17 protein-coding genes are annotated in these 19,981 nt (G+C 71.1%); 5 read left to right on the top strand and 12 right to left on the bottom strand.

Annotated features, from left to right (window positions below; all coding sequences use genetic code 11):
- Positions 1-88: 88 nt before the first annotated feature.
- The 3 genes from ABZO29_RS28160 to ABZO29_RS28150 all read right to left on the bottom strand — a co-directional run bounded on the left by ABZO29_RS28160 (position 89) and on the right by ABZO29_RS28150 (position 2,099).
- Positions 89-328 (bottom strand): chaplin, encoded by a 240-nt coding sequence (locus ABZO29_RS28160; RefSeq protein ID WP_367322967.1) that lies wholly within the window; start codon positions 326-328, stop codon positions 89-91.
- Positions 329-553: 225 nt separating this feature from the next.
- Positions 554-1,768 (bottom strand): chaplin, encoded by a 1,215-nt coding sequence (locus ABZO29_RS28155; protein ID WP_367322966.1) that lies wholly within the window; start codon positions 1,766-1,768, stop codon positions 554-556.
- Positions 1,769-1,871: 103 nt separating this feature from the next.
- Positions 1,872-2,099, bottom strand: a complete 228-nt coding sequence (locus ABZO29_RS28150; RefSeq protein WP_367322965.1) for a chaplin — start codon at positions 2,097-2,099, stop codon at positions 1,872-1,874.
- Positions 2,100-2,418: 319 nt separating this feature from the next.
- On the opposite strand from ABZO29_RS28150, the gene ABZO29_RS28145 reads away from it, so the two are divergent.
- Positions 2,419-2,829, top strand: a complete 411-nt coding sequence (locus ABZO29_RS28145; RefSeq protein WP_367322964.1) for a rodlin — start codon at positions 2,419-2,421, stop codon at positions 2,827-2,829.
- Positions 2,830-3,020: 191 nt separating this feature from the next.
- Positions 3,021-3,428: a rodlin gene (locus ABZO29_RS28140; protein ID WP_367322963.1), complete on the top strand. Its 408-nt coding sequence runs from the start codon at positions 3,021-3,023 to the stop codon at positions 3,426-3,428.
- 63 nt (positions 3,429-3,491) lie between these two features.
- Here ABZO29_RS28140 and ABZO29_RS28135 read toward each other — a convergent pair whose 3' ends face one another.
- The 4 genes from ABZO29_RS28135 to ABZO29_RS28120 form a co-directional block, all read right to left on the bottom strand.
- A complete protein-coding gene (locus ABZO29_RS28135) occupies positions 3,492-5,414 on the bottom strand; it encodes a long-chain fatty acid--CoA ligase (protein ID WP_367322962.1) in 1,923 nt (640 codons plus the stop codon).
- 235 nt (positions 5,415-5,649) lie between these two features.
- Positions 5,650-7,167, bottom strand: coding sequence for a von Willebrand factor type A domain-containing protein (locus ABZO29_RS28130; protein ID WP_367322961.1), 1,518 nt, complete (start codon positions 7,165-7,167; stop codon positions 5,650-5,652).
- Between the two features lie 147 nt (positions 7,168-7,314).
- The gene (locus ABZO29_RS28125) at positions 7,315-8,187 is read right to left on the bottom strand and encodes an ABC transporter permease (RefSeq protein ID WP_367322960.1); all 873 of its coding nucleotides are present in this window, start codon (positions 8,185-8,187) and stop codon (positions 7,315-7,317) included.
- On the bottom strand, positions 8,184-10,823 hold the full coding sequence (locus ABZO29_RS28120) for an alpha/beta fold hydrolase (protein ID WP_367326270.1): 2,640 nt from the start codon (positions 10,821-10,823) through the stop codon (positions 8,184-8,186). Before ABZO29_RS28120 ends, ABZO29_RS28125 begins: the two co-directional genes overlap by 4 nt.
- Positions 10,824-11,074: 251 nt before the next feature.
- Here ABZO29_RS28120 and ABZO29_RS28115 point away from each other — a divergent pair, with 251 nt between their 5' ends.
- Positions 11,075-11,518: a GNAT family N-acetyltransferase gene (locus tag ABZO29_RS28115; protein WP_367322959.1), complete on the top strand. Its 444-nt coding sequence runs from the start codon at positions 11,075-11,077 to the stop codon at positions 11,516-11,518.
- Positions 11,519-11,566: 48 nt separating this feature from the next.
- Here the strand turns inward: ABZO29_RS28115 and mmsA are convergent, their stop codons facing one another.
- The 5 genes from mmsA to iolC are packed head-to-tail and all read right to left on the bottom strand — an operon-like array spanning position 11,567 to position 17,654.
- Positions 11,567-13,069 carry a CoA-acylating methylmalonate-semialdehyde dehydrogenase gene (mmsA, locus tag ABZO29_RS28110; protein WP_367322958.1) on the bottom strand — a complete coding sequence of 501 codons (1,503 nt, stop codon included), beginning with the start codon at positions 13,067-13,069 and terminating at the stop codon, positions 11,567-11,569.
- A 14-nt stretch (positions 13,070-13,083) separates the two neighbouring features.
- Positions 13,084-14,976 (bottom strand): 3D-(3,5/4)-trihydroxycyclohexane-1,2-dione acylhydrolase (decyclizing), encoded by a 1,893-nt coding sequence (gene iolD, locus ABZO29_RS28105; protein WP_367322957.1) that lies wholly within the window; start codon positions 14,974-14,976, stop codon positions 13,084-13,086.
- Positions 14,973-15,794, bottom strand: a complete 822-nt coding sequence (gene iolB / locus ABZO29_RS28100) for a 5-deoxy-glucuronate isomerase (protein ID WP_367322956.1) — start codon at positions 15,792-15,794, stop codon at positions 14,973-14,975. The genes iolD and iolB overlap by 4 nt, the downstream gene beginning before the upstream one ends.
- 7 nt (positions 15,795-15,801) lie before the next feature.
- Positions 15,802-16,683 carry a deoxyribose-phosphate aldolase gene (locus ABZO29_RS28095; protein WP_367322955.1) on the bottom strand — a complete coding sequence of 294 codons (882 nt, stop codon included), beginning with the start codon at positions 16,681-16,683 and terminating at the stop codon, positions 15,802-15,804.
- On the bottom strand, positions 16,680-17,654 hold the full coding sequence (gene iolC, locus ABZO29_RS28090) for a 5-dehydro-2-deoxygluconokinase (protein ID WP_367322954.1): 975 nt from the start codon (positions 17,652-17,654) through the stop codon (positions 16,680-16,682). Before iolC ends, ABZO29_RS28095 begins: the two co-directional genes overlap by 4 nt.
- A gap of 154 nt (positions 17,655-17,808) precedes the next feature.
- Here iolC and ABZO29_RS28085 point away from each other — a divergent pair, with 154 nt between their 5' ends.
- Together ABZO29_RS28085 and ABZO29_RS28080 are read left to right on the top strand one after the other, a co-directional pair.
- The gene (locus ABZO29_RS28085; RefSeq protein WP_367322953.1) at positions 17,809-18,726 is read left to right on the top strand and encodes a sugar phosphate isomerase/epimerase family protein; all 918 of its coding nucleotides are present in this window, start codon (positions 17,809-17,811) and stop codon (positions 18,724-18,726) included.
- Positions 18,727-18,993: 267 nt separating this feature from the next.
- Positions 18,994-19,809 carry a helix-turn-helix domain-containing protein gene (locus tag ABZO29_RS28080; RefSeq protein ID WP_367326269.1) on the top strand — a complete coding sequence of 272 codons (816 nt, stop codon included), beginning with the start codon at positions 18,994-18,996 and terminating at the stop codon, positions 19,807-19,809.
- Positions 19,810-19,981: the final 172 nt, after the last annotated feature.

The raw sequence follows: 19,981 nt of genomic DNA, 5'->3' as shown, positions 1-19,981 counted from the left end.
AATGAGGGATGACGCAAGAGACTCCGCGTATGCAAAACGGCCGCCCTCCCCTGAGGGAGGGCGGCCGGTGGAACGGACCCCGCCGGAGTCAGCCGTTCTCGGCGCTGTTGCCGAACGCCGGGTTCAGCAGGCCGACGACGTTGACCGAGTTGCCGCTGGCGTTGACCGGAACGTGGACCGGAAGCTGGACGACACTGCCCGACACAATGCCCGGCGAGTTCGAGGCAGCGGCCTGGGCACCGGTGTCGGCGGCGGCGATTCCGGCCGTGCCCGCAACGGCAGCGGCGGCAACGGAGGTCAGGGCCAGGCCCTTCGCGATACGCAACATGGAGAAGGTCTCCTTGGGATTGACACAACACCCGGGCGGGATGCCCGGCATTTGAGTCAACGGACGGTGCTTCCGAGAGTTGTGCCGCCAATGGGGTGATCCTCGTGTCCGGCGGTCACGCCACGAGCGAGGGCCACGGCAGCGGCCGCACGCCCGCCCCAGGGGCGGTCCCGGTGCTGGGGACGCCCCTGGAGCGAGTGCGAAGTGCCGGACGCGGCACGCTGCCTACGCCACGCGGGCGCGGCCCCGTCGGTACAGGATGGCTCCACCGAGGAGCAGTGCGGCACCGGCGGCCGACGCGGCGAGCGCGTTCCCGCTTCCGGTCTCGGCCAGGGCGGCCGTGTGTTCGGACGAGGCGTCCGTCAGCGATTCGTCCGACCAGCTCGCGGGCTCGGCGTCGGGCCGCGAGATGCTCGACGAGTCCTCCACGGGCTCGGCGCGGTCCACGGGCATCGACGTCACCGGCGTGTCCGAGGTGACCGGCGTCGCGGGCGTCGCGGGCGTGGCCGGCGTCGCGGGCGTCGCAGGCGTGACCGGGGTGGCCGGCGCGGGGTCCGGGTTTCCGACCGGGGCCGCCGGGGCTTGCGGCTGGGCCTGGTCCACGGGGGTGTCCACGACGCTGGAAGACGCGTCGCCGCCGCTGCCGCAGGAGTTGGCGGACGTCGGGTTGAGGGCGCCGACGGCGTTGGCGGAGTTCCCGCACACGTTCAGCGGGATCTGCACCGGCACCTGGACGTTGTTGCCCGAGAGAACCCCGGGGGCGTCCGCCGTGTCCGCGGAGGCGGCAGCCTGCTGCGGAACGGACGCGGTGGAGCTCGAGTCGCCGAGGCCGCATGCGCTGTCGGACGCCGGGTTGAGGATGCCGATCACATCGACGGTGTTCCCGCACACGTTCAGCGGACTGTCCACCGGCACCTGGACGTTGTTGCCCGACACGACACCGGGCGAGTCCGAGGAGTCCGCGGAGGCAGAAGCCTGCTGCGCGGCGGACCCGGTGGCGTCCGAGCCGCCGCCGACGCCGCACGCGGTGCCGGACGCCGGGTTGAGAAGGCCGACCACGTCGACGCTGTTCCCGCACACGTTCAACGGACTGTCCACCGGCACCTGGACGTTGTTGCCCGACACGACACCGGGCGAGTCCGAGGAGTCCGCGGAGGCAGAAGCCTGCTGCGCGGCGGACCCGGTGGCGTCCGAGCCGCCGCCGACGCCGCACGCGGTGCCGGACGCCGGGTTGAGAAGGCCGACCACGTCGACGGTGTTCCCGCACACGTTCAGCGGACTGTCCACCGGCACCTGGACGTTGTTGCCCGAGAGGACCCCGGGCGAGCCATCGGTGGCCCCCTCCGCGTTCGAGTCGGCGAAGGCGGCGGCGGTGTACAGGGACAGGAGGCTCGTCGCGGCGGCGGCCACGATCGTTCCCCTGCTCAGGGTCTGTCGCACTGTTTTCGTTGTCTTCCTGCTTGGCGAAGTGGAAAGCCGGCCTTGGCGCCTGTGGGGCTCCCCAAGGCCGGCCATGACAGCCGGGCCGGCTGACGCGAGGGCGTCAGTTGTTGACGCAGCTGGTGCCGAACGACGGGTTCAGCAGGGCGAGGACATCGACGGTGTTTCCGCACAGGGCGGTGGGGAGGTGCAGGGGAACCTGGACGACGTTCCCCGACAGGACGCCCGGGGCGCCCGAGCTGACACCGTTGGCCTCACCGTCGGCGAAAGCGGGGGCGGCCAGTCCCAGGGCCATGACCGCGCCCGCGACGACAGCAGCGCTCTTCTTCATGAACATTCCCTTCCCATCTCTGCGGTCATGCCCTTGTATCGGCCGAGACCGAGCGAGCACAGCATGAAAGGCTCGCGCCATGACCGGCAGGCTGTAAACGAGTGATAGACGGCCCGAGCAACTACGGAACGCCACCCTTGCGGGAATTCACTCGAACGCCTCGCCCGCAATCGGCATATGACCCAACGCGGACAGAAAGGATTGGTTCCGGTAATTCACCCGGGTGGGCCATCGGAGTGAACCGGAGCAACCATGCGCGGCGGCGGCAGTTGAACCAGAGCGCTCCGGTGGACGGGGTTTCTCCAGAAGGGACCAGCAAGTGATCAAGAAGGTTATGGCTGCCGCCGCCGTCGCCGTTTCCGTCGTCGGCGCCTCGGCCGCCGCCGCACCGCAGGCACTGGCGACCGGCATGGACGGCGACACGACGTCCGCCAGCGGCACCGGTGCCGTCCAGCAGTACGGCAACTCGGAGACGTACGGCGACATGAGCCCCCAGATGGCGCTGATCCAGGGTTCGTTCAACAAGCCCTGCATCGGTCTGCCGGCCAAGGCGAACGCCACCTCCCTCGTGGGCCTCGTGCCGGTCGGCGTCCAGGACGTCCCGGTCCTGTCGGCGCCGCAGAGCCAGCAGTGCGCCGAGAACTCCACCGTGGTCAAGGGCGACGAGCCGCTGGCGAACCTCCTCAACGACATTCCGGTTCTGTCCGAGAACGGCACCGGAAACAGCTGAATTTCTCTTCGCCGCCGTTCGCCGACGGGCCGCCGAATTGCCGGCGGCCCGTTTTGACTGTCACACCAGCCGATGAACGCGCCTCTCGATGCGCTCGGCCGATCGGGTCAATTCATGCAACTCCGCGCCGCATTGGGCCGTTGGTGATCTCGTAACTCCCCGCCGAAGTCCGCTTTTCGAAGGGATCCACCATGAAGAAGCTGTGGGCCACCGCGGCTGTTGCCGCTTCCGTCGCCGGTGTCTCGGTCATGGCCGCCCCGCAGGCCCTCGCGATCGCCGACGACGGCGACACCATGACCGTCAGTGGCAGCGACGCCGACCAGGCGTTCGGCAACTCGACCACGGCCGGTGACCTGAGCCCGCAGATGTCGCTGATCCAGGGCTCGCTGAACAAGCCGTGTCTCGGTCTGCCGGCGAAGGCCAATGCCGGTTCGCTCGTGGGCCTCGTGCCGGTCGGCGTCCAGGACATCCCGGTCCTGTCGGCCCCGCAGAACCAGCAGTGCGCCGAGAACTCCACCATGGTCAAGGGCGACGAGCCGCTGGCGGACGCCCTGAGCGACATTCCGGTCCTGTCCGGCAACGGCACCGGCAACAGCTGAGCCACGGGTCTGCCGCGGCGGGTCACCGGTTCTCCGGTGGCCCGCCGCTGTCGTGTCGTGCGATCACTTGCGGTACAGCGCCTCGATCTCGTCCGCGTAGGCGGCCGTCACCGCGTGCCGCTTCACCTTCAGGGAGGGCGTGAGCAGACCGTTCTCCTCGTTGAACTCGCCCTCGACCAGGGTGAAGGCGCGGATCGACTCGGCGCGCGAGACGGCCTCGTTGGCGTGGTCCACGGCTTTCTGGACGTCGGCGCGCATCCGGGGATCACGGATCACCTCGGACATCGGGGTGTCCGCGGGCAGTCCGCGTACCGAGAGCCAGTGGGCGACCGCGTCGGGGTCGAGGGTGATCAGGGCGGCGACGAAGGGGCGGTTGTCACCGACGACGAGGCACTGGCCGACGGGCGGGCGGCTGCGCAGACGGTCCTCGAGGACGGCCGGAGAGACGTTCTTGCCGCCGGAGGTGACGAGGATGTCCTTCTTGCGGCCGGTGATGGTGAGGTAGCCGTCCTCGTCCAGGGAGCCGATGTCGCCGGTGGCGAACCACTCGTCGGTGAGCACCGCGTCCGTGGCCCGTGGGTTGTTCCAGTACGAGCCGAAGACGACCCCGCCCTTGATGAGCACCTCGCCGTCGTCGGCGATGCGGACCGCGGTGCCGGGGACCGGGAGGCCGACCGTGCCCGGGCGGGGCTTCAGCGGGGGCACGAGGGTGGCGGCGGCGGTGGTCTCGGTCAGGCCGTAGCCCTCGTAGACGATGATGCCGGCCGCGTAGAAGAAGAGACTGAGGTCGCGGTCGAGCGGGGAACCGCCGCTGATGGCGTAGCGCATACGGCCGCCGAGTTCGCTGCGGATGCGGCGGTAGACCAGCAGGTCGTACAGCGCCCAGGCGGCGTACAGGCCGGGTCCCGGGCCCTTGCCCCGGTCGAGGAACTTGTCGAGGTAGGCCTTCCCGAAGCGCACCCCGATGCGTTCGGCACGGTCGAAGGAGGCGCCGCGGCCGATCTTCTCGGCGGTGGCGCGGCCGGTGTCGCGGATCCGCTCGAAGAGGTACGGGACGCCGACGAGGAAGGTCGGGCGGAACTCCTTGAGTGCCGGGCGCAGTTCGTCGGGTCTGACGCTCGGGAAGTGGCCGATCTCGATGCGGGCCATCAGGCAGGAGATCTGCAGGGTGCGGCCCATGATGTGGGCGAGTGGGAGGAAGAGGAGGGTGGAGGCCGTCTCACCGGTGACCGCCTTGAAGACGGGGTGCAGCAGTTCGAGCGCGTTGGCGGCCTCGGCGTGCAGATTGGCGTGGGTGAGGACACAGCCCTTGGGTTGTCCGGTGGTGCCCGAGGTGTAGCAGATGGTGGCGACGGTGTCGGGGGTCAGGGCGGTGCGGCGTTTGGTGACCTCCTCGTCGGGGAGGTCGCGGCCGAGGGCGGTGAGGTCGGCGAGTCCGTCTCCGTCGAGCTGCCAGACCTGCGGGGGTTGCGGGTGGCGGGCCGTGCCGGTGGTGACCGTGTCGGTGTTCTCCGGGGTCTCGGTGACGACGATGCGGGCGCCGGAGTCGCGGACGATCCACTCCACCTGCTCGGCGGAGGAGGTGGCGTAGACGGGGACGGTCTGGCCGCCGGCCGCCCAGACGGCGAAGTCCAGGACCGTCCACTCGTAGCGGGTGCGGGACATCACGGCGACGCGGCCGCCCGGTTCGAGGCCGGCCGCGACGAGGCCCTTGGCGACGGCGGTGACCTCGCGGGCGAAGGCGGCGGCCGTCACGGGATGCCAGGTGCCGTTCTCTCCCCGGCGGCGGATGATCACGGTGTCGGGGGCCTCCGCCGCGTTGGTGAAGGGGAGGTCGGCGATGCTTCCGGTGGTGGGCCGTGCCGCCATGGGGGCGGTGCGGGCCTCGCGGACGGTCCCGGACTCGTCCCTGATGAGTTCCACCTTGGTGCGGGCGGCCAGGTCGGTGCGCTGTTTCGCCCGCTTCAGGTCCTTGCGTACGCCCATGACGGCTCCCGGTCGCGGATGCGGCTGGCACGTGCTGGGAGGTCAACTTACTCGAGAGTAAGGACGAGTACCAGTGCCCCGCCAGGCGACGGTTGCCCGTCAAGGAGCGGCGTCCCGTGCGTGCTCTCGGCGTGCCGGGTGCAAGTCCTCGTACTGGACGTACTCGGGCTTGTGCCCGGTGCGGCGAGAGTGCGTGCCGGGCGTTGCGACGGGGCGAACGTTGCCTGTTGGGGCACTATGTGTCGAGACGGTCGGCTTGGGCGATCGCCTCCGCGAGGTCGCGTACCTCCCTGTCCTCGGTCTTCCTCGCCAAGTCGTCGGCCCGGTCGGTGAGTTCGCCGAGCGTGGGGGCGTCCGGCAGCCGGACGTCCGAGTGGCGCAGGGCGTCGGCGAAGTAGGCGGCGGTCGTGGTGACCTGGAAGCGCGCTGAGGCGTCGCTCACCGAGTCGTGCAGGGCGTCCGTCTCCAGCTGGCCCGTGGTCTCGTGCGGGGTGCGGGTGTCGGGGTCGAGCCAGCGGACGGTGGCGGTGGCGAGGTGGCCGTCGGCTCCCGGCTCGGTGCGCACGGCGTAGAGGGCGGTGACGGTGTGGCCGGGGCCGACCTCGCCGCCGTCGACGCGGTCGTCGCGGAAGTCGTCGTCGGCGACCCGGCGGTTGTCGTAGCCGACGAGGCGGAACTCGGCGACGGTCTCCGGGTCGAAGGCGACCTGGGCCTTGGCGTCGCGGGCCGTGAGGTCGATGTTCCGCGGGAGCTGCTCGCAGAACACCTCGGCGGCGTCGTCCTCCCCGGACACGTACACCGTGTGACCGTCGCCCTTGTCGGCGAGGCGTTCCATCAGGGCGTCGCCGTAGTCGCTGCCGACGCCGACGCCGAAGAGGGTGATGCCGTGTTCGCGGCGGGCGCCCTCGATGCGTTGGAGGATCGTGTCCGCGTCGGTGTCACCGGTGTTGGCGAGCGCGTCGGAGACGAGGACGACGCGGTTGGTCGCGCCCTTGCGCAGGCCGTCGACGGCGGTGGCGTAGCCGGTCTCGACGCCGGCGCCGAGGTTCGTGGAGTACGTGGGCTCGAGACTGTCGATCGCGTCGTGGACGCGGCCGCGGTGGTCGCCGAGCCGGGTCATCGGCAGGACCCTCTCGGCCTTGTCGCTGAAGGTGACGATGGCGACCGAGTCGTCGTCGCGCAGCCGGTCGGTCATCGTGTTCAGGGATTTCCGGGCGAGGTCGAGGCGGCCGGGTTCGCTCATCGAGCCGGAGATGTCGATGACGAACGTGAGGGCGGCGGGCGGGCGTTCGCCGGTTCCCTCGGCGTTGCGGGTGGCGAGGCCGACGCGGACCAGGGACCAGTCCTCGTCGTCCGTGCGGGCTCCGTCGACGGTGACGGAGAAACCGTTGCCGTCGGGGCGTTCGTAGTCCTGGCGGAAGCTGTTGACGAACTCCTCCGGGCGGATCGTCGAGGGGTCGGGGGTGCGGCCCTCGGCGAGGGTGCGGCGGGCGTAGCCGTAGGAGGCGGTGTCGACGTCGAGGGCGAAGGTGGAGAGGTAGTCGGGTGAGGGTTCGACGTCGCGGGAGGTTCCGTCCTCGTCCTGACGCTGTTCGCCGCTGCCCCCGGTGTGGGCGGGGGCCGGGAAGCCGGACGCCTCGTGCTTCGAGCCGTCCGCGCTGCTGCCGTCGGCGCCGCCCGCGCCGCAGCCGGTGAGGAGCAGTCCGGTCGCCGCGGTGAACGCGAGCAGCCGCCGTATACGAGAGGTCTCCATCTGCCTTGCCCCCTGAGTCCGTTGACGTCGACGTCTGTGACTGTGACGGCGCAGGGGGCAGGAACGTGCGTTACGGAGCGTTGCGGATGAGTCTCGAAGTGGGCACGGAAACGGCCCGTCGAGACCGGTGGGTGATCCTCCGTTGACCTACGACACCACGTCCTTGCGGGCGAAACCCCGGAAGGCCAGGGCGAACAGCACCAGGGCGTACGTTATGGAGACCGCGGTGCCCTGGATCATGCCGGACCACTCGGGATGCGGCTGGACGGCGTCCGCCCAGGCGAACTGCCAGTGCGCGGGCAGGAAGTCGCGCCAGTGGTCGAGGGCCGTCACGGCGTCCAGGACGTTGCCGACGATGGTGAGGCCGACCGCGCCGCCGACCGCTCCGAGCGGGGCGTCCGTCTTCGTCGACAGCCAGAACGCGAGCCCGGCGGTGACCAGTTGGGAGACGAAGATGTACGCCACCACCACGAGCAGCCGCTGAGCGGCGGTCCCGGAGTCGAGCGCGCCGCCGGTGGGAAGCTGCAGCGGGCCCCAGCCGTAGGCGGCGGTGCCGACGGCGAGCGCCACCACCGGCAGCAGCACCATCGCGGCCAGGCTGAGGCCGAGCCCGACGACGAGCTTGGACCACAGCAGCCGGGCCCGCGGCACGGGCGCCGCGAGCAGATAGCGCAGGGACGACCAGCTCGCCTCCGAGGCCACCGTGTCCCCGCAGAACAGGGCGACGGGGATGACGAGCAGGAAGCCCGCGGACACGAACAGGTTCACCGCGGCGAAGTTGCCGCCGGACGCGGTGGCCGTGTCCATCAGAGTCACCTGGTTGTTGCGGCCGCCGGGCTCGCCGCCGATCGCGAAGGCGACGACGAGGACGAACGGCAGCGCGGCGAGGATGCCGCCCATGATCAGCGTGCGGCGCCGCTTGAGCTGGCGGACCAGCTCGACGCGGAGCGGCAGGGTGCGGCCCGCGCGGTAGCCGGAGGCGGTCTCATGGGGCTCCGTGCGCTCGGTGAGCGTGCTCATGCGGAACCTCCGATCAGGGTGAGGAAGGCGTCCTCGAGGCGGCGGTGGGGGCCGACCGACTCGACGGGCACCTCCAGTCGTACGAGCTCGACGACGAGACGCCGTGCGCTGCCGTCCGGGGCTAGGCGGACCAGGAGTCCGTCGTCGGTGCGGGCGGCCGACACCACACCGGGCAGCGCGGCCACCTTCTCGACGACGGGTTCCTCGACGGGCGCGGCGGTGCCGACGAGCAGGGTGTCGCCGGAGCCGACGATCTCGCCGACCGGGCCCGCCTGCACGAGCCGTCCCCGGTCCATCACCACGAGGTGGGTGCAGGTCTGTTCGACCTCCGCCAGCAGGTGGCTGGAGACGATCACCGTGCGTCCGGCGGCCGCGTACCGGATCATCACCTCGCGCATCTCGCGGATCTGGGGCGGGTCGAGGCCGTTGGTGGGTTCGTCGAGGATGAGCAGGTCGGGCAGACCGAGCATGGCCTGGGCGATGGCGAGGCGCTGACGCATGCCCTGCGAGTAGGTGCGCACCGCGCGGGCGAGGGCGTCGCCGAGGCCGGCGATCTCCAGGGCCTCGTCCATGTGGGCGTCCTCGGCCGGGCGGCCGGTGGCCCGCCAGTACAGGTCCAGGTTCTCCCGGCCGGACAGGTGCGGGAGGAAGCCGGCGCCCTCGACGAAGGAGCCGACCCTCGACAGCACCTGGGCTCCCGGTCGGATGGCGTGGCCGAAGACACGGATCTCGCCCTCGTCGGGCTTGATCAGACCCATCAGCATGCGCAAGGTGGTCGTCTTGCCCGCGCCGTTGGGCCCCAGGAGGCCCAGCACCTGGCCCTTCTCGACGCGGAAGGAGAGGTCGCGGACGCTGTAGCGGTCGCCGCCCGCGTACTTCTTGCTCAGGCCGGTGATCTGGAGCGGGACCTCGGCCAACTCCGGGTCGGGGGCGGGAGTGACGGTGCGGCGGCGGCCGGTCAGGAGCAGCACCAGGGCGAGACCGGCGCCCGCGAGGGGCAGCCACCACACCCAGGACGGAAGGGGTGCGGCCGCGGTCGTCACGCCGGATGCTGTGGGTACGTTCAGGTCGCTCTTCACGGAGACCGTGTAGGTCGCCGGGGCCGCCGGAGAGGCGTAGCCGAGGTCGGTGGAGGCGAGGACCAGGCGCAGGCGGTGGCCGTCGTCGACGTCGTGGTCGATCGCCGGGAGGGTGATCGTCACGTCCTTGCCCGCCTTGGCGCCCTCGACGCGGACCGGCGAGACCAGCTGGGAGGGCAGCTGCTGGGTGCCGCCGGGGCCGACGTCGTACACCTTGGCGAAGAGCACGGCCTCCTCGCTGCTGGACCTCACGTGGACGGTGACGGTCGGAGCGCCGGTGATCCGCAGGTCGCCGGTGACCGGCGCCGACTCGAATGCCGCGTACTGGCCGGGGAAGTCGAGCGAGACCCCGACGCCGAACGCCGAGAGTTGGCCGAGGCTGGAGCCGCCCAGGCCGGGCAGCGCGGAGAGGGCGGGCGGGCTGGCTCCGGCGGGGTTGTCGAAGCTCTGCTCACGGCCGGTCAGCCTGATCGTCCTGCGGTCGTTCTCCAGGCCGGTGTAGGTGTCCGCGCTCGCGCCCCGCAGCGGGATGGTCCCATCGGTGGAGTCGACTCCTCCGGTGCGGGTGACGCGGAAGGCGGGCCCGGTGTCGGTGCCCTTGTCGCCCTTGAGGTAGCGGTCGAACCAGGCGGCCACCCGAGCCTGCACGCGGCTGGTCTCCATGTTGCCGCCGTCGTGGCCGCCCGCGATCCAGTCGACGTCCACGGGGGCGCCGTTGGCGCGGATGGCCTTCGCGGCCGCGTCGGACTGGGCGAGCGTGAAGAGGGAGTCGGCCTGGCCCTGCACCAGCAGGGTGGGCACCTTGACGCGGTCACCGACCGCGGACGGCGAGCGCTCTTCGAGGAGTTCACGGGCGGCGGCGTCCGGGGTACCGGACTCGGCGACCCGGTCGTACATCGCGCACAGCGCGGGCTCGAACTTGTCGCAGCCGCCGCCGTTGTTGAAGAAGATGCCGGCCCACAGCTTCTTGAACACGCCGTTCGGGAACAGGGCGTCCGCGAGGTTCCAGTACGTGATCGCCGGGGCGATGGCGTCCACCCTGTCGTCGTATCCGGCGGACAGCAGGGAGATCGCGCCGCCGTAGGAGGCGCCGGCGACGCCCACGCGCGGGTCGCCCGCCTTGTCGAGCTGGACCTGGGGCTGCTTCGCCAGCCAGTCGATCAGCTTCGAGACGTCGGCGACCTCGCCCTTCGGGTCGTTCAGCCCGATCTTCCCGGTGGACCTGCCGAAGCCGCGCGCGGACCAGGTCAGTACGGCGTATCCGTCCCGGGCCAGGTCCTCGGCCTGCTGCCGTACGTCGTCCTTGCTGCCGCCGAAGCCGTGCGCGAGCAGGACGGCGGGACGGCGGCCGGCGGAGCCGGAGGTGAAGTACGAGGTGTCGAGGCGCACCCCGTCGACGGCCATCACCCGGTCCGTGCGGTGCACCGGGGGCGCGTCGTCGTCGGCGACGGCCGTCCATGTACCGGCACCGGCGAGCACCACGACCGCGGCCCCGGCGGCAAGAAGACGCCGGGGCCGCCGCAGCAGCCCTCGCAAGCCGGGCACGCCCTGCCTCATGCGCCCCGGGAGGGGCGCTCCAGCCGGTGACGAGGGCACGACCGTGCTCAGCCCTTCGGGCCTCCGCGCGCTCGTGCCCTCGTCACCGGCGCGCCCCTCCCGGGGCTGTCGAAGATCCATGCTTCAACGGTACGGGGTGAACCTGTCGTCGAGTTGTCGACCGGAGACCGAACCGTGCCCCCTCCCAGGGGCGTACAGGGCTACTGCGGCATACCGCGCCCGCGGTACGAAGACCCGTGGTACGAAGCCCCATGGACAAGTTCGACAGCTTCGACACGTTCGCGGTCCGCCGGGCCGGCACCGTCGCCGAAGTCGCCGCGGCCGAGCACCTCTTCGACCACCCCGTCCGCACCGAGTGGGCGGAGCGTTTCCTGACCGCCGCCGGACACCATCTCTTCCTGGCCTACGAGGACGGGGAGGAGGCGCCGGTCGGATTCGTCAGCGGGGTGGAGACCGTCCACCCGGACAAGGGCACCGAGATGTTGCTCTACGAACTCGGAGTCGCGGAGCCGTACCGGCGCCGGGGGATCGGGCGGGCACTGATCCGGCGGCTCGGCACGCTGGGGCGCGAGCTGGGCTGCTACGGGATGTGGGTGCTGATCGACACGGGGAACGACGTCGCCCTCGCCACCTATCGCAGTGCGGGTGGCAAGGACGACGGGACGTGCACGGTGGTGACGTGGGACTTCACCTGACGGTCACAAAGGGGGCCGTCCGCTGTGCGGACGGCCCCGTGAAGGACGTCAGTGGTTGCGCGGGAAGCCCAGGTCGACGCCTGCGGGGGCGTCGGCCGGGTCGGGCCAGCGGGTGGTGACGACCTTGCCGCGGGTGTAGAAGTGCGTGCCGTCGTTGCCGTAGATGTGGTGGTCGCCGAAGAGCGAGTCCTTCCAGCCGCCGAAGCTGTGGTAGCCGACGGGGACCGGGATGGGGACGTTGACGCCGACCATGCCGGCCTCGATCTCCAGCTGGAAGCGGCGGGCGGCGCCGCCGTCCCGGGTGAAGATGGCGGTGCCGTTGCCGAACGGCGAGCTGTTGATCAGGGCCACGCCGTCCTCGTACGTCGCCACGCGCAGCACGCACAGGACGGGGCCGAAGATCTCGTCCTGGTAGGCCTTGGCGGTGGTGGGCACCTTGTCCAGCAGGGAGATGCCGATCCAGTGGCCGTCCTCGAAGCCGTCCACGGTGTAGCCCGTGCCGTCCAGCACCACCTCGGCGCCCTCGGCCGCCGCACCCTCGACGTAGGAGGCGACCTTGTCGCGGTGCACCTTCGTGATCAGCGGGCCCATCTCGGACGTCGGGTCGTTGCCCGGGCCGATCTTGATCTTCTCGGCGCGCTCGCGGATCTTCTCCACCAGCTCGTCGCCGATCGCACCGACCGCGACCACGGCCGAGATGGCCATGCAGCGCTCGCCCGCCGATCCGTAGGCGGCCGAGACGGCGGCGTCGGCGGCCGCGTCCAGGTCGGCGTCCGGCAGGACCAGCATGTGGTTCTTCGCGCCGCCCAGGGCCTGCACACGCTTGTGGTTGGCGGAGGCGGTGGTGTGGATGTAGCGGGCGATCGGGGTGGAGCCGACGAAGGAGACGGCCTTGACGTCCGGGTGCTCCAGGAGGCGGTCGACGGCCACCTTGTCGCCGTGCACGACGTTGAAGACGCCGTCCGGCAGGCCGGCCTCGGCCAGCAGCTCGGCCAGCTTGAGGGAGGCCGACGGGTCCTTCTCGGACGGCTTGAGCACGAACGTGTTGCCGCACGCGATGGCCATCGGGAACATCCACATCGGCACCATCGCCGGGAAGTTGAACGGCGTGATGCCCGCGACGACACCCAGCGGCTGACGGATCGCGGCCACGTCGACCCGGCTGGCGACCTGCGTGGACAGCTCGCCCTTCAGCTGCACGTTGATGCCGCAGGCGAGGTCGACGATCTCCAGGCCGCGGGCGACCTCGCCGAGCGCGTCGGAGTGCACCTTGCCGTGCTCGGCGGTGATCAGCTCGGCGATCTCGTCGCGGTGGGCGTCGAGGAGCGCACGGAACTTGAACAGGATCGAGGTGCGCTGGGCCAGCGAGGACTGGCCCCAGGTCACGAAGGCGTCCTTCGCCGCGGCGACCGCGGCGTCCACCTCGTCGACCGTCGCGAACGCGACCTTCGTGGTGACCGCGCCGGTGGCCGGGTCGGTGACCGGCCCGTACGTGCCCGACGCGCCTTCGACGGTCTTGCCGCCGATCCAGTGGTTGACGATCTTCGTCATGACCAGTTACTCCTTCACAGATGGCGGCGTCGGGTCGAGACGTGCCGTTCGTACAGCTCACGGGCCTTCACCGCCGACGCTCGGGTCGCGGTCTCGGCCACAGGTACATCCCACCAGGCCTGCGCGGGCGGCGGGCCCGACACTGTGTCTGCCGTTTCGGTCTCCACGTAGACACAAGTGGGAGTGTCGGCGGCGCGCGCCTCGGCGAGTGCCTCACGCAAGTCGCGGACGGTCTTCGCGCGCAGCACCCGCATGCCGAGGCTCGCCGCGTTGGCGGCGAGGTCCACGGGCAGCGGCGCCCCCGTGTACGTACCGTCGTCGGACTGGTAGCGGTACGCGGTGCCGAACCGCTCGCCGCCCACCGTCTCCGACAGACCGCCGATGGACGCGTAGCCGTGGTTCTGCACGAGCAGGATCTTGATCGCGATCCCCTCCTGCACGGCCGTGACGATCTCCGTCGGCATCATCAGGTACGTTCCGTCGCCGACCAGCGCCCACACGGGCCGGTCGGGAGCGGCCATCTTCACGCCGATCGCCGCCGGGATCTCGTAGCCCATGCAGGAGTAGCCGTACTCCAGGTGGTACTGGTCCCGCGAGCGTGCCCGCCACAGCTTGTGCAGGTCGCCGGGGAGCGAACCGGCCGCGTTGATGATCACGTCCGACTCGTCGACGACGGCGTCCAGCGCGCCGAGGACCTGGGGCTGGGTGGGCCGTACGTCCGGCTCGTCGGCCTCGTAGCAGGCGTCGACGCGGTGCTCCCAGCGGTCCTTGTCCTCGGTGTACTCGGCGACGTACGGGTCGGCCACCCGGTGCCCGTGCATCTCCAGGGCCTGGGTCAGCTCCTGCAGGCCGCTGCGGGCGTCCGCGATCAGCGGCATGCCGGCGAGCTTGTGGCCGTCGTACGGAGCGATGTTGAGGTTGAGGAAGCGGACCCCGTCACCGGCGAAGAGGGTGCCGGAGGCGGTGGTGAAGTCGGTGTAGCGGGTGCCGACGCCGATCACCAGGTCGGCCGTGCGGGCGAGTTCGTCCGCGGTGGCCGTGCCGGTGTGGCCGATGCCGCCGACGTCCTGGGGGTGGTCCCAGCGCAGGGAGCCCTTGCCGGCCTGGGTGGACGCGACCGGGATGCCGGTGACCTCCGCGAACTCGGCGAGGGCCTCCTCGGCGCGGCTGTGGTGGACGCCGCCGCCGGCCACGACCAGCGGCCTTTTCGCGGCCCTGATCACCCGTACGGCCTCGGCGAGTTCGGTGGGGTCGGCGCCCGGACGGCGTACGACCCAGGTGCGCTCGGCGAAGAACTCGTCGGGCCAGTCGTACGCCTCGGCCTGGACGTCCTGGGGCAGCGCGAGCGTGACGGCGCCGGTCTCCACCGGGTCGGTGAGCACGCGCATCGCCTGCAGGGCCGCCGGGATCAGCGCCTCGGGCCGGGTGATGCGGTCGAAGTACTTCGACACGGGGCGCAGGCAGTCGTTGACCGACACGTCGCCCGCGTACGGGACTTCGAGCTGCTGCAGGACCGGGTCGGCGGGGCGGGTGGCGAATATGTCGCCGGGCAGGAGCAGGACCGGGAGGTGGTTGACGGTCGCGAGCGCGGCGCCCGTGACCAGGTTGGTCGCGCCCGGGCCGATGGAGGTCGTCACCGCGTGCGTGGACAGGCGGTTGGACTGGCGCGCGTAGCCGACCGCCGCGTGCACCATGGACTGCTCGTTGCGGCCCTGGTGGTACGGCATGTCGCCGGCGTACTCGATGAGCGCCTGGCCGAGCCCCGCCACGTTCCCGTGGCCGAAGATGCCCCAGGTCGCGTCGATCAGCCGCCGCCGTACGCCGTCGCGCTCCGTGTACTGGGCGGCGAGGAAGCGGACGAGCGCCTGGGCGACCGTGAGCCTCGTCGTTGAGGTCTGCGCCGTCATCGGTAACCCCCAGTGCTTTCTACGTGGGCCGGGTGGAAGCAGATCCGCCACTCCCGCGTCTCACCCGGACCGGCCATCACGTTCAGGTAGTACATGGCGTGGCCTGGCTGGGCGATGGACGGGCCGTGCCATCCGTCGGGGACGAGGACGGCGTCGCCGGAGCGGACCTCCGCGAGGACGTCCGATCCGCCCTCACGCGAGGGGAATACGCGCTGATAACCGAAACCGTTCGGGCCGTCGATCTCGAAGTAGTAGATCTCCTCCAGCTCCGCTTCCTCACCGGGGCGGTGCTCGTCGTGCTTGTGCGGGGGGTACGAGGACCAGTTGCCGCCGGGGGTGATGACCTCGACGGCGATGAGCTTGTCGCAGTCGAAGGCGTCGGCGGAGGCGAAGTTGCGGACGTGGCGGGTGCAGGTGCCGCTGCCGCGCTCCTCGACGGGGACCTCCGGCGCGGGGCCGTAGCGGGCGGGGAGTCGTCGCTCGCACTTCGCTCCTGCCAGGGCGAAGCGGCCTCCCGCGCCGGAGGCGATCTGTGCCCGGGCGTCACGGGGCACGTACGCGAAGTCCGAGACTCCGGCGAACACGCTTTCCCTGCCCAGGAGTTGGAACTCTTCGTCCTCTGTTTGCACGGTACATCCGCCTTGCAGCGGAAGCACGATCCACTCGCTGTCCCCGGCGGTCAGGGCGTGCGTGCCGCCCGGCTCCAGCTCGACGATCCGCAGACTGCTGTACGTCCAGCCGGCCCGCTTGGGGTCGATGTCGAGGACGTGGTCGGCGTCCGCGGTGGTACCGCGCGGAATGTACAACTCGTTGCTCATGCGGCCCTCACAGCAGTCCTACGGCGGTGTCCACGGCCGCGGCCACGTCACCGTCGGCCGGGTACAGCAGCGAACGCCCCACCACCAGACCGCGCACGGTCGGCAGTTGCAGGGCGCCGCGCCACTTCTCGTACGCGCCGTCCTGGTCCTCGCCCACCTCACCACCGAGCAGCACGGCGGGCAGCGTCGACGTCGCCATGACCTCGGCCATGTCGTCGGGGTTGTCGGTGACCGGCACCTTCAGCCAGGTGTACGCCGATGTGCCGCCGAGGCCGGAGGCGATGGCGATGGACCTGGTGACGGCCTCGGCGGACAGGTCGTTCCTGACCTTGCCCTCGGGGGTGCGGGCGCTGATGAACGGCTCGACGAACAGGGGAAGCCTGCGCGCCGCCATGTCGTCGATGGCGCGGGCGGTGGACTCCAGGGTGGTGAGGGAGCCCGGGTCGTCGTAGTCGATGCGCAGCAGCAGCTTGCCCGCGTCGAAGCCGAGGCGCTCGATGTCCTCGGCTCGGTGACCGGTGAAGCGGTCGTCGAGTTCGAAGCTGGCGCCCTGCAGGCCGCCGCGGTTCATCGAGCCCATGACGACCTTGCCGTCGAGGGCGCCGAGCAGGAGGAGGTCGTCGAGGATGTCGGCGGTCGCGAGGACACCGTCGACGCCGGGGCGGGAGAGCGCCAGACAGAGGCGCTCGAGCAGGTCGACCCGGTTGGCCATGGCCAGTTTGCGGTCGCCTACGCCGAGCGCGCCGCGGGCCGGGTGGTCGGCGGCGACGATCATCAGCCGGCCGGTGTCGTTCATCAGGGGCCGGCGGGGGCGACGGGCCGCTGCCTCGGCTATCGCCTCGGGGCGGTGGGTGCGCAGGCGGACGAGTTCCGCGATGTCGACGGTCACTTGACGGCCCCCGCGGTGATCGCGGCCTCGATCTCGTCCGGCGTCGGCATCGCGGAGGAGCACTCCAGGCGGGAGGCGACGATGGCGCCGGCCGCGTTGGCGTACCGCATGATCTTCTCGAGGTCCCAGTTGTTGAGCAGGCCGTGGCAGAGGGAGCCGCCGAAGGCGTCGCCCGCGCCGAGGCCGTTGAGGACGTTGACCGGAAGCGGCGGCACCTCGGCGGAATCGCCGTCCCTGTTGACGGCGAGGACACCCTTGGGCCCCTGCTTCACGACGGCGATCTCGACACCGGCGTCGAGGAGGGCCCGGGCGGCGGCGTGCGGCTCACGGACGCCGGTGGCCACCTCCACCTCGTCGAGGTTGCCCACGGCGACGGTGGTGTGCTTCAGGGCCTCGGCGTAGAAGGGCCGGGCGGACGCCGGCCCGCGGCGAGAGCCGCTGATGTCACTGCTCCAGAACATGGGCCGCCAGTCGAGGTCGAAGACCGTCGTACCGGCCTTGGCGCGGTGGGCGAGGGCCGCCAGCGTCGCCGTACGGCTCGGCTCCTCGCTCAGGCCCGTGCCGGTGACCCAGAAGATGCGGGCCTCGCGGATGGCGTCGAGGTCGAGCTCGTGGGCGTCGATCTCCAGGTCGGGCGCCTTGGGCTGCCGGTAGAAGTACAGCGGGAAGTCGTCCGGCGGGAACACCTCGCAGAAGGTCACCGGGGTCGGCAGTCCGGGAACCGGCGTGACCCAGCGGTCGTCGACGCCGAAGCCGCGCAGCGCCTCGTGCAGGTAGGCGCCGAAGGGATCGTCGCCGGTGCGGGTGATCACGGCGGTGCTGCGGCCGAGGCGGGCCGCGGCGACCGCGACGTTGGAGGCCGAGCCGCCGAGGAACTTCCCGAAGGTCGTGACCTGGGCCAGCGGAACGCCAGTCTGCAGCGGATAGAGGTCCACCCCGATCCGGCCCATGGTGATCAGGTCGTACGCCATCGAGTTCCCTTCGTCCCGCCGAGCCCTTGCGCCTGTGTCCCGTCGATCGGCTCTCACGGCTTTGTAGCCCCGTCCACGTCACCCTGTCAATGTTTTGTCCAGACATTCGGACCAGGCCTTGACAGCCCCTGCCGGGACCCGCACGCTGGCGGCCATGACGTCGTTGTCACCTCAGTCCTCACTCTCCCGCATCCGGATCGGATCGGCGCCCGACTCCTGGGGCGTCTGGTTCCCGGACGACCCGCGGCAGGTCCCCTGGCAGCGCTTCCTCGACGAGGTCGCGTCGGCCGGCTACGAGTGGATCGAGCTGGGCCCGTACGGGTACCTGCCGACCGACCCGGCAGTCCTCGCCGAGGAGACGGCGAAACGCAGGCTGAAGGTGTCGGCGGGCACGGTCTTCACGGGCCTGCACCACGGCGAGGCCGTGTGGGACAAGACCTGGGCGCACGTCGCGGACAACGCGGTGCTGGCGCAGGCCATGGGCGCCCGGCATCTGGTCGTCATCCCGTCGTTCTGGCGGGACGACAAGACCGGCGAGGTGCTGGAGCCGGACACCCTCACGCCGGAGCAGTGGCGGAATCTCACCTCGCTGACCGAGCGTCTCGGCAGGGAGGTGCGCGAGCGGTACGGGCTGCAGATCGTCGTCCACCCGCACGCCGACACCCACATCGACAGCGAGGAGAACGTCGTCCGCTTCCTCGACGGGACGGACTCCTCCCTGGTGTCGCTGTGCCTGGACACGGGGCACTACGCGTACTGCGGCGGCGACAGCGTCAAGCTGATCGAGACGTACGGCGAGCGGATCGGGTACCTGCACCTCAAGCAGGTGGACCCGGAGATCCTGGCGGACGTGCGCGCCAACCAGGTGCCGTTCGGTCCCGCCGTCGCGCGTGGGGTGATGTGCGAGCCGCCGTCCGGGGTGCCTGCGCTCGGGCCCGTCCTGGAGGCCGCGCAGAAGCTGGAGGTCGATCTCTTCGCGATCGTCGAGCAGGACATGTATCCGTGCGAGGCGGATGCGCCGTTGCCGATCGCTCGGCGGACGCGGGCGTTTCTGCGAAGCTGCGGGGCGTAGCCCTCCGGGGGTGGCGGGCCGCCTATTCGTTTGCCCGCTTCTGTGTGTGCGCGAGGGCGGGTTGTGTGTGGTTGATCGCGCCCACGCGGCGGAGCCGCATATCGACACTGTCCCGCGCCCCTGAGGGCGTTGCAGCATGGGTGGATGACAAATGGTGTGCATGTCCGGTCGGGGCATGGGCCCGGCGGCTCCTGGGAGTTTGCCTTTGGGGTGCCCCATCCGCGGTTGCGGCCGGGTGTGCTCAGTTACCGCGGTATTCGGCTCGCCCTGAACCGGCCGCGGCGCAGGCTGGAGGCGCCGATCGGGGCCGTGACTCTGCTGTTGGGGTTCGAGCAACCGGTGCGGATCTCACGTGCGGGGCGGCCCACCGACACTCTCGTCTCCGTCTACTGCGGGCCTACCACCACCCCCGCCGTCGGTGAGCACAGCGGGCGGCTCGGCGGTATCGAGGTGATGTTGATGCCGTGGGCGGCGTTCACGATGTTCGGGACGCCGCAGTACGAACTCGCCAATCGCACCGTCGACCCCGACGACCTGCCGCACGCCCTGCACACCCGCATCGGCGAACTCGCCGCGGCGCTGGCCGCGTTGCCCGGCTGGGAGCACCGGTTCGCGTTGCTGGACGACGTGTTCGCGCGCTGGTCCGCGGCAGGGACGCCGAGTTCGGCACGGGTGCGGCGGGCCTGGGCGGAGCTGGTGCGGACCGGTGGCGCGGTGCCGGTGCCGCAGCTCGCCGACGAGGTCGGCTGGAGCGTACGCCATCTGGAGAACCGTTTCCGGGAGCAGATCGGGCTGGGGCCCAAGGCGGCGGCGCGGGTCCTGCGGCTGCAGCGGGCGCGGCGGCTGCTGGCGGCGGGGCGGGGTCAGGCGGAGACGGCCGCGGCCTGCGGGTTCTACGACCAGGCGCATCTCAGCGGGGAGTTCAAGGCGATGACGGGGTGCACGCCGAGGGAGTTCACCCTGGCGCGCACCGTGCCGGCCGGGACCGCGCCGGGGGCCGACCGGATGTCCGGGGAGGCGACGAGTCTCGTACTCCCGTCCGGCCGTAGTGCGAATTTTTCCAATACCCGTCCCGTCCGCTGAGGGCAGTCTGTGCGTCCGGCCAGTTGCCCCCGGGGGGCGGCGGGGAAGCGGGTGGGCCGGGTCCGGCGCAGCGGGTCCGGCCCACCATTGCCGTCCGGCGCTTGGGCCGTGTCGTCCCCCGCGTCCCTTCGTCCCCCGCACCCCTTTGCCCCACCCGTGTCACAAACACCCC

Origin of the sequence: Streptomyces sp. HUAS ZL42, from assembly GCF_040782645.1 — a bacterium.
Classification (GTDB): domain Bacteria; phylum Actinomycetota; class Actinomycetes; order Streptomycetales; family Streptomycetaceae; genus Streptomyces.
Note: the sequence above shows the minus strand (reverse complement) of the source record. Positions and strands in the feature narration are given on the sequence as shown.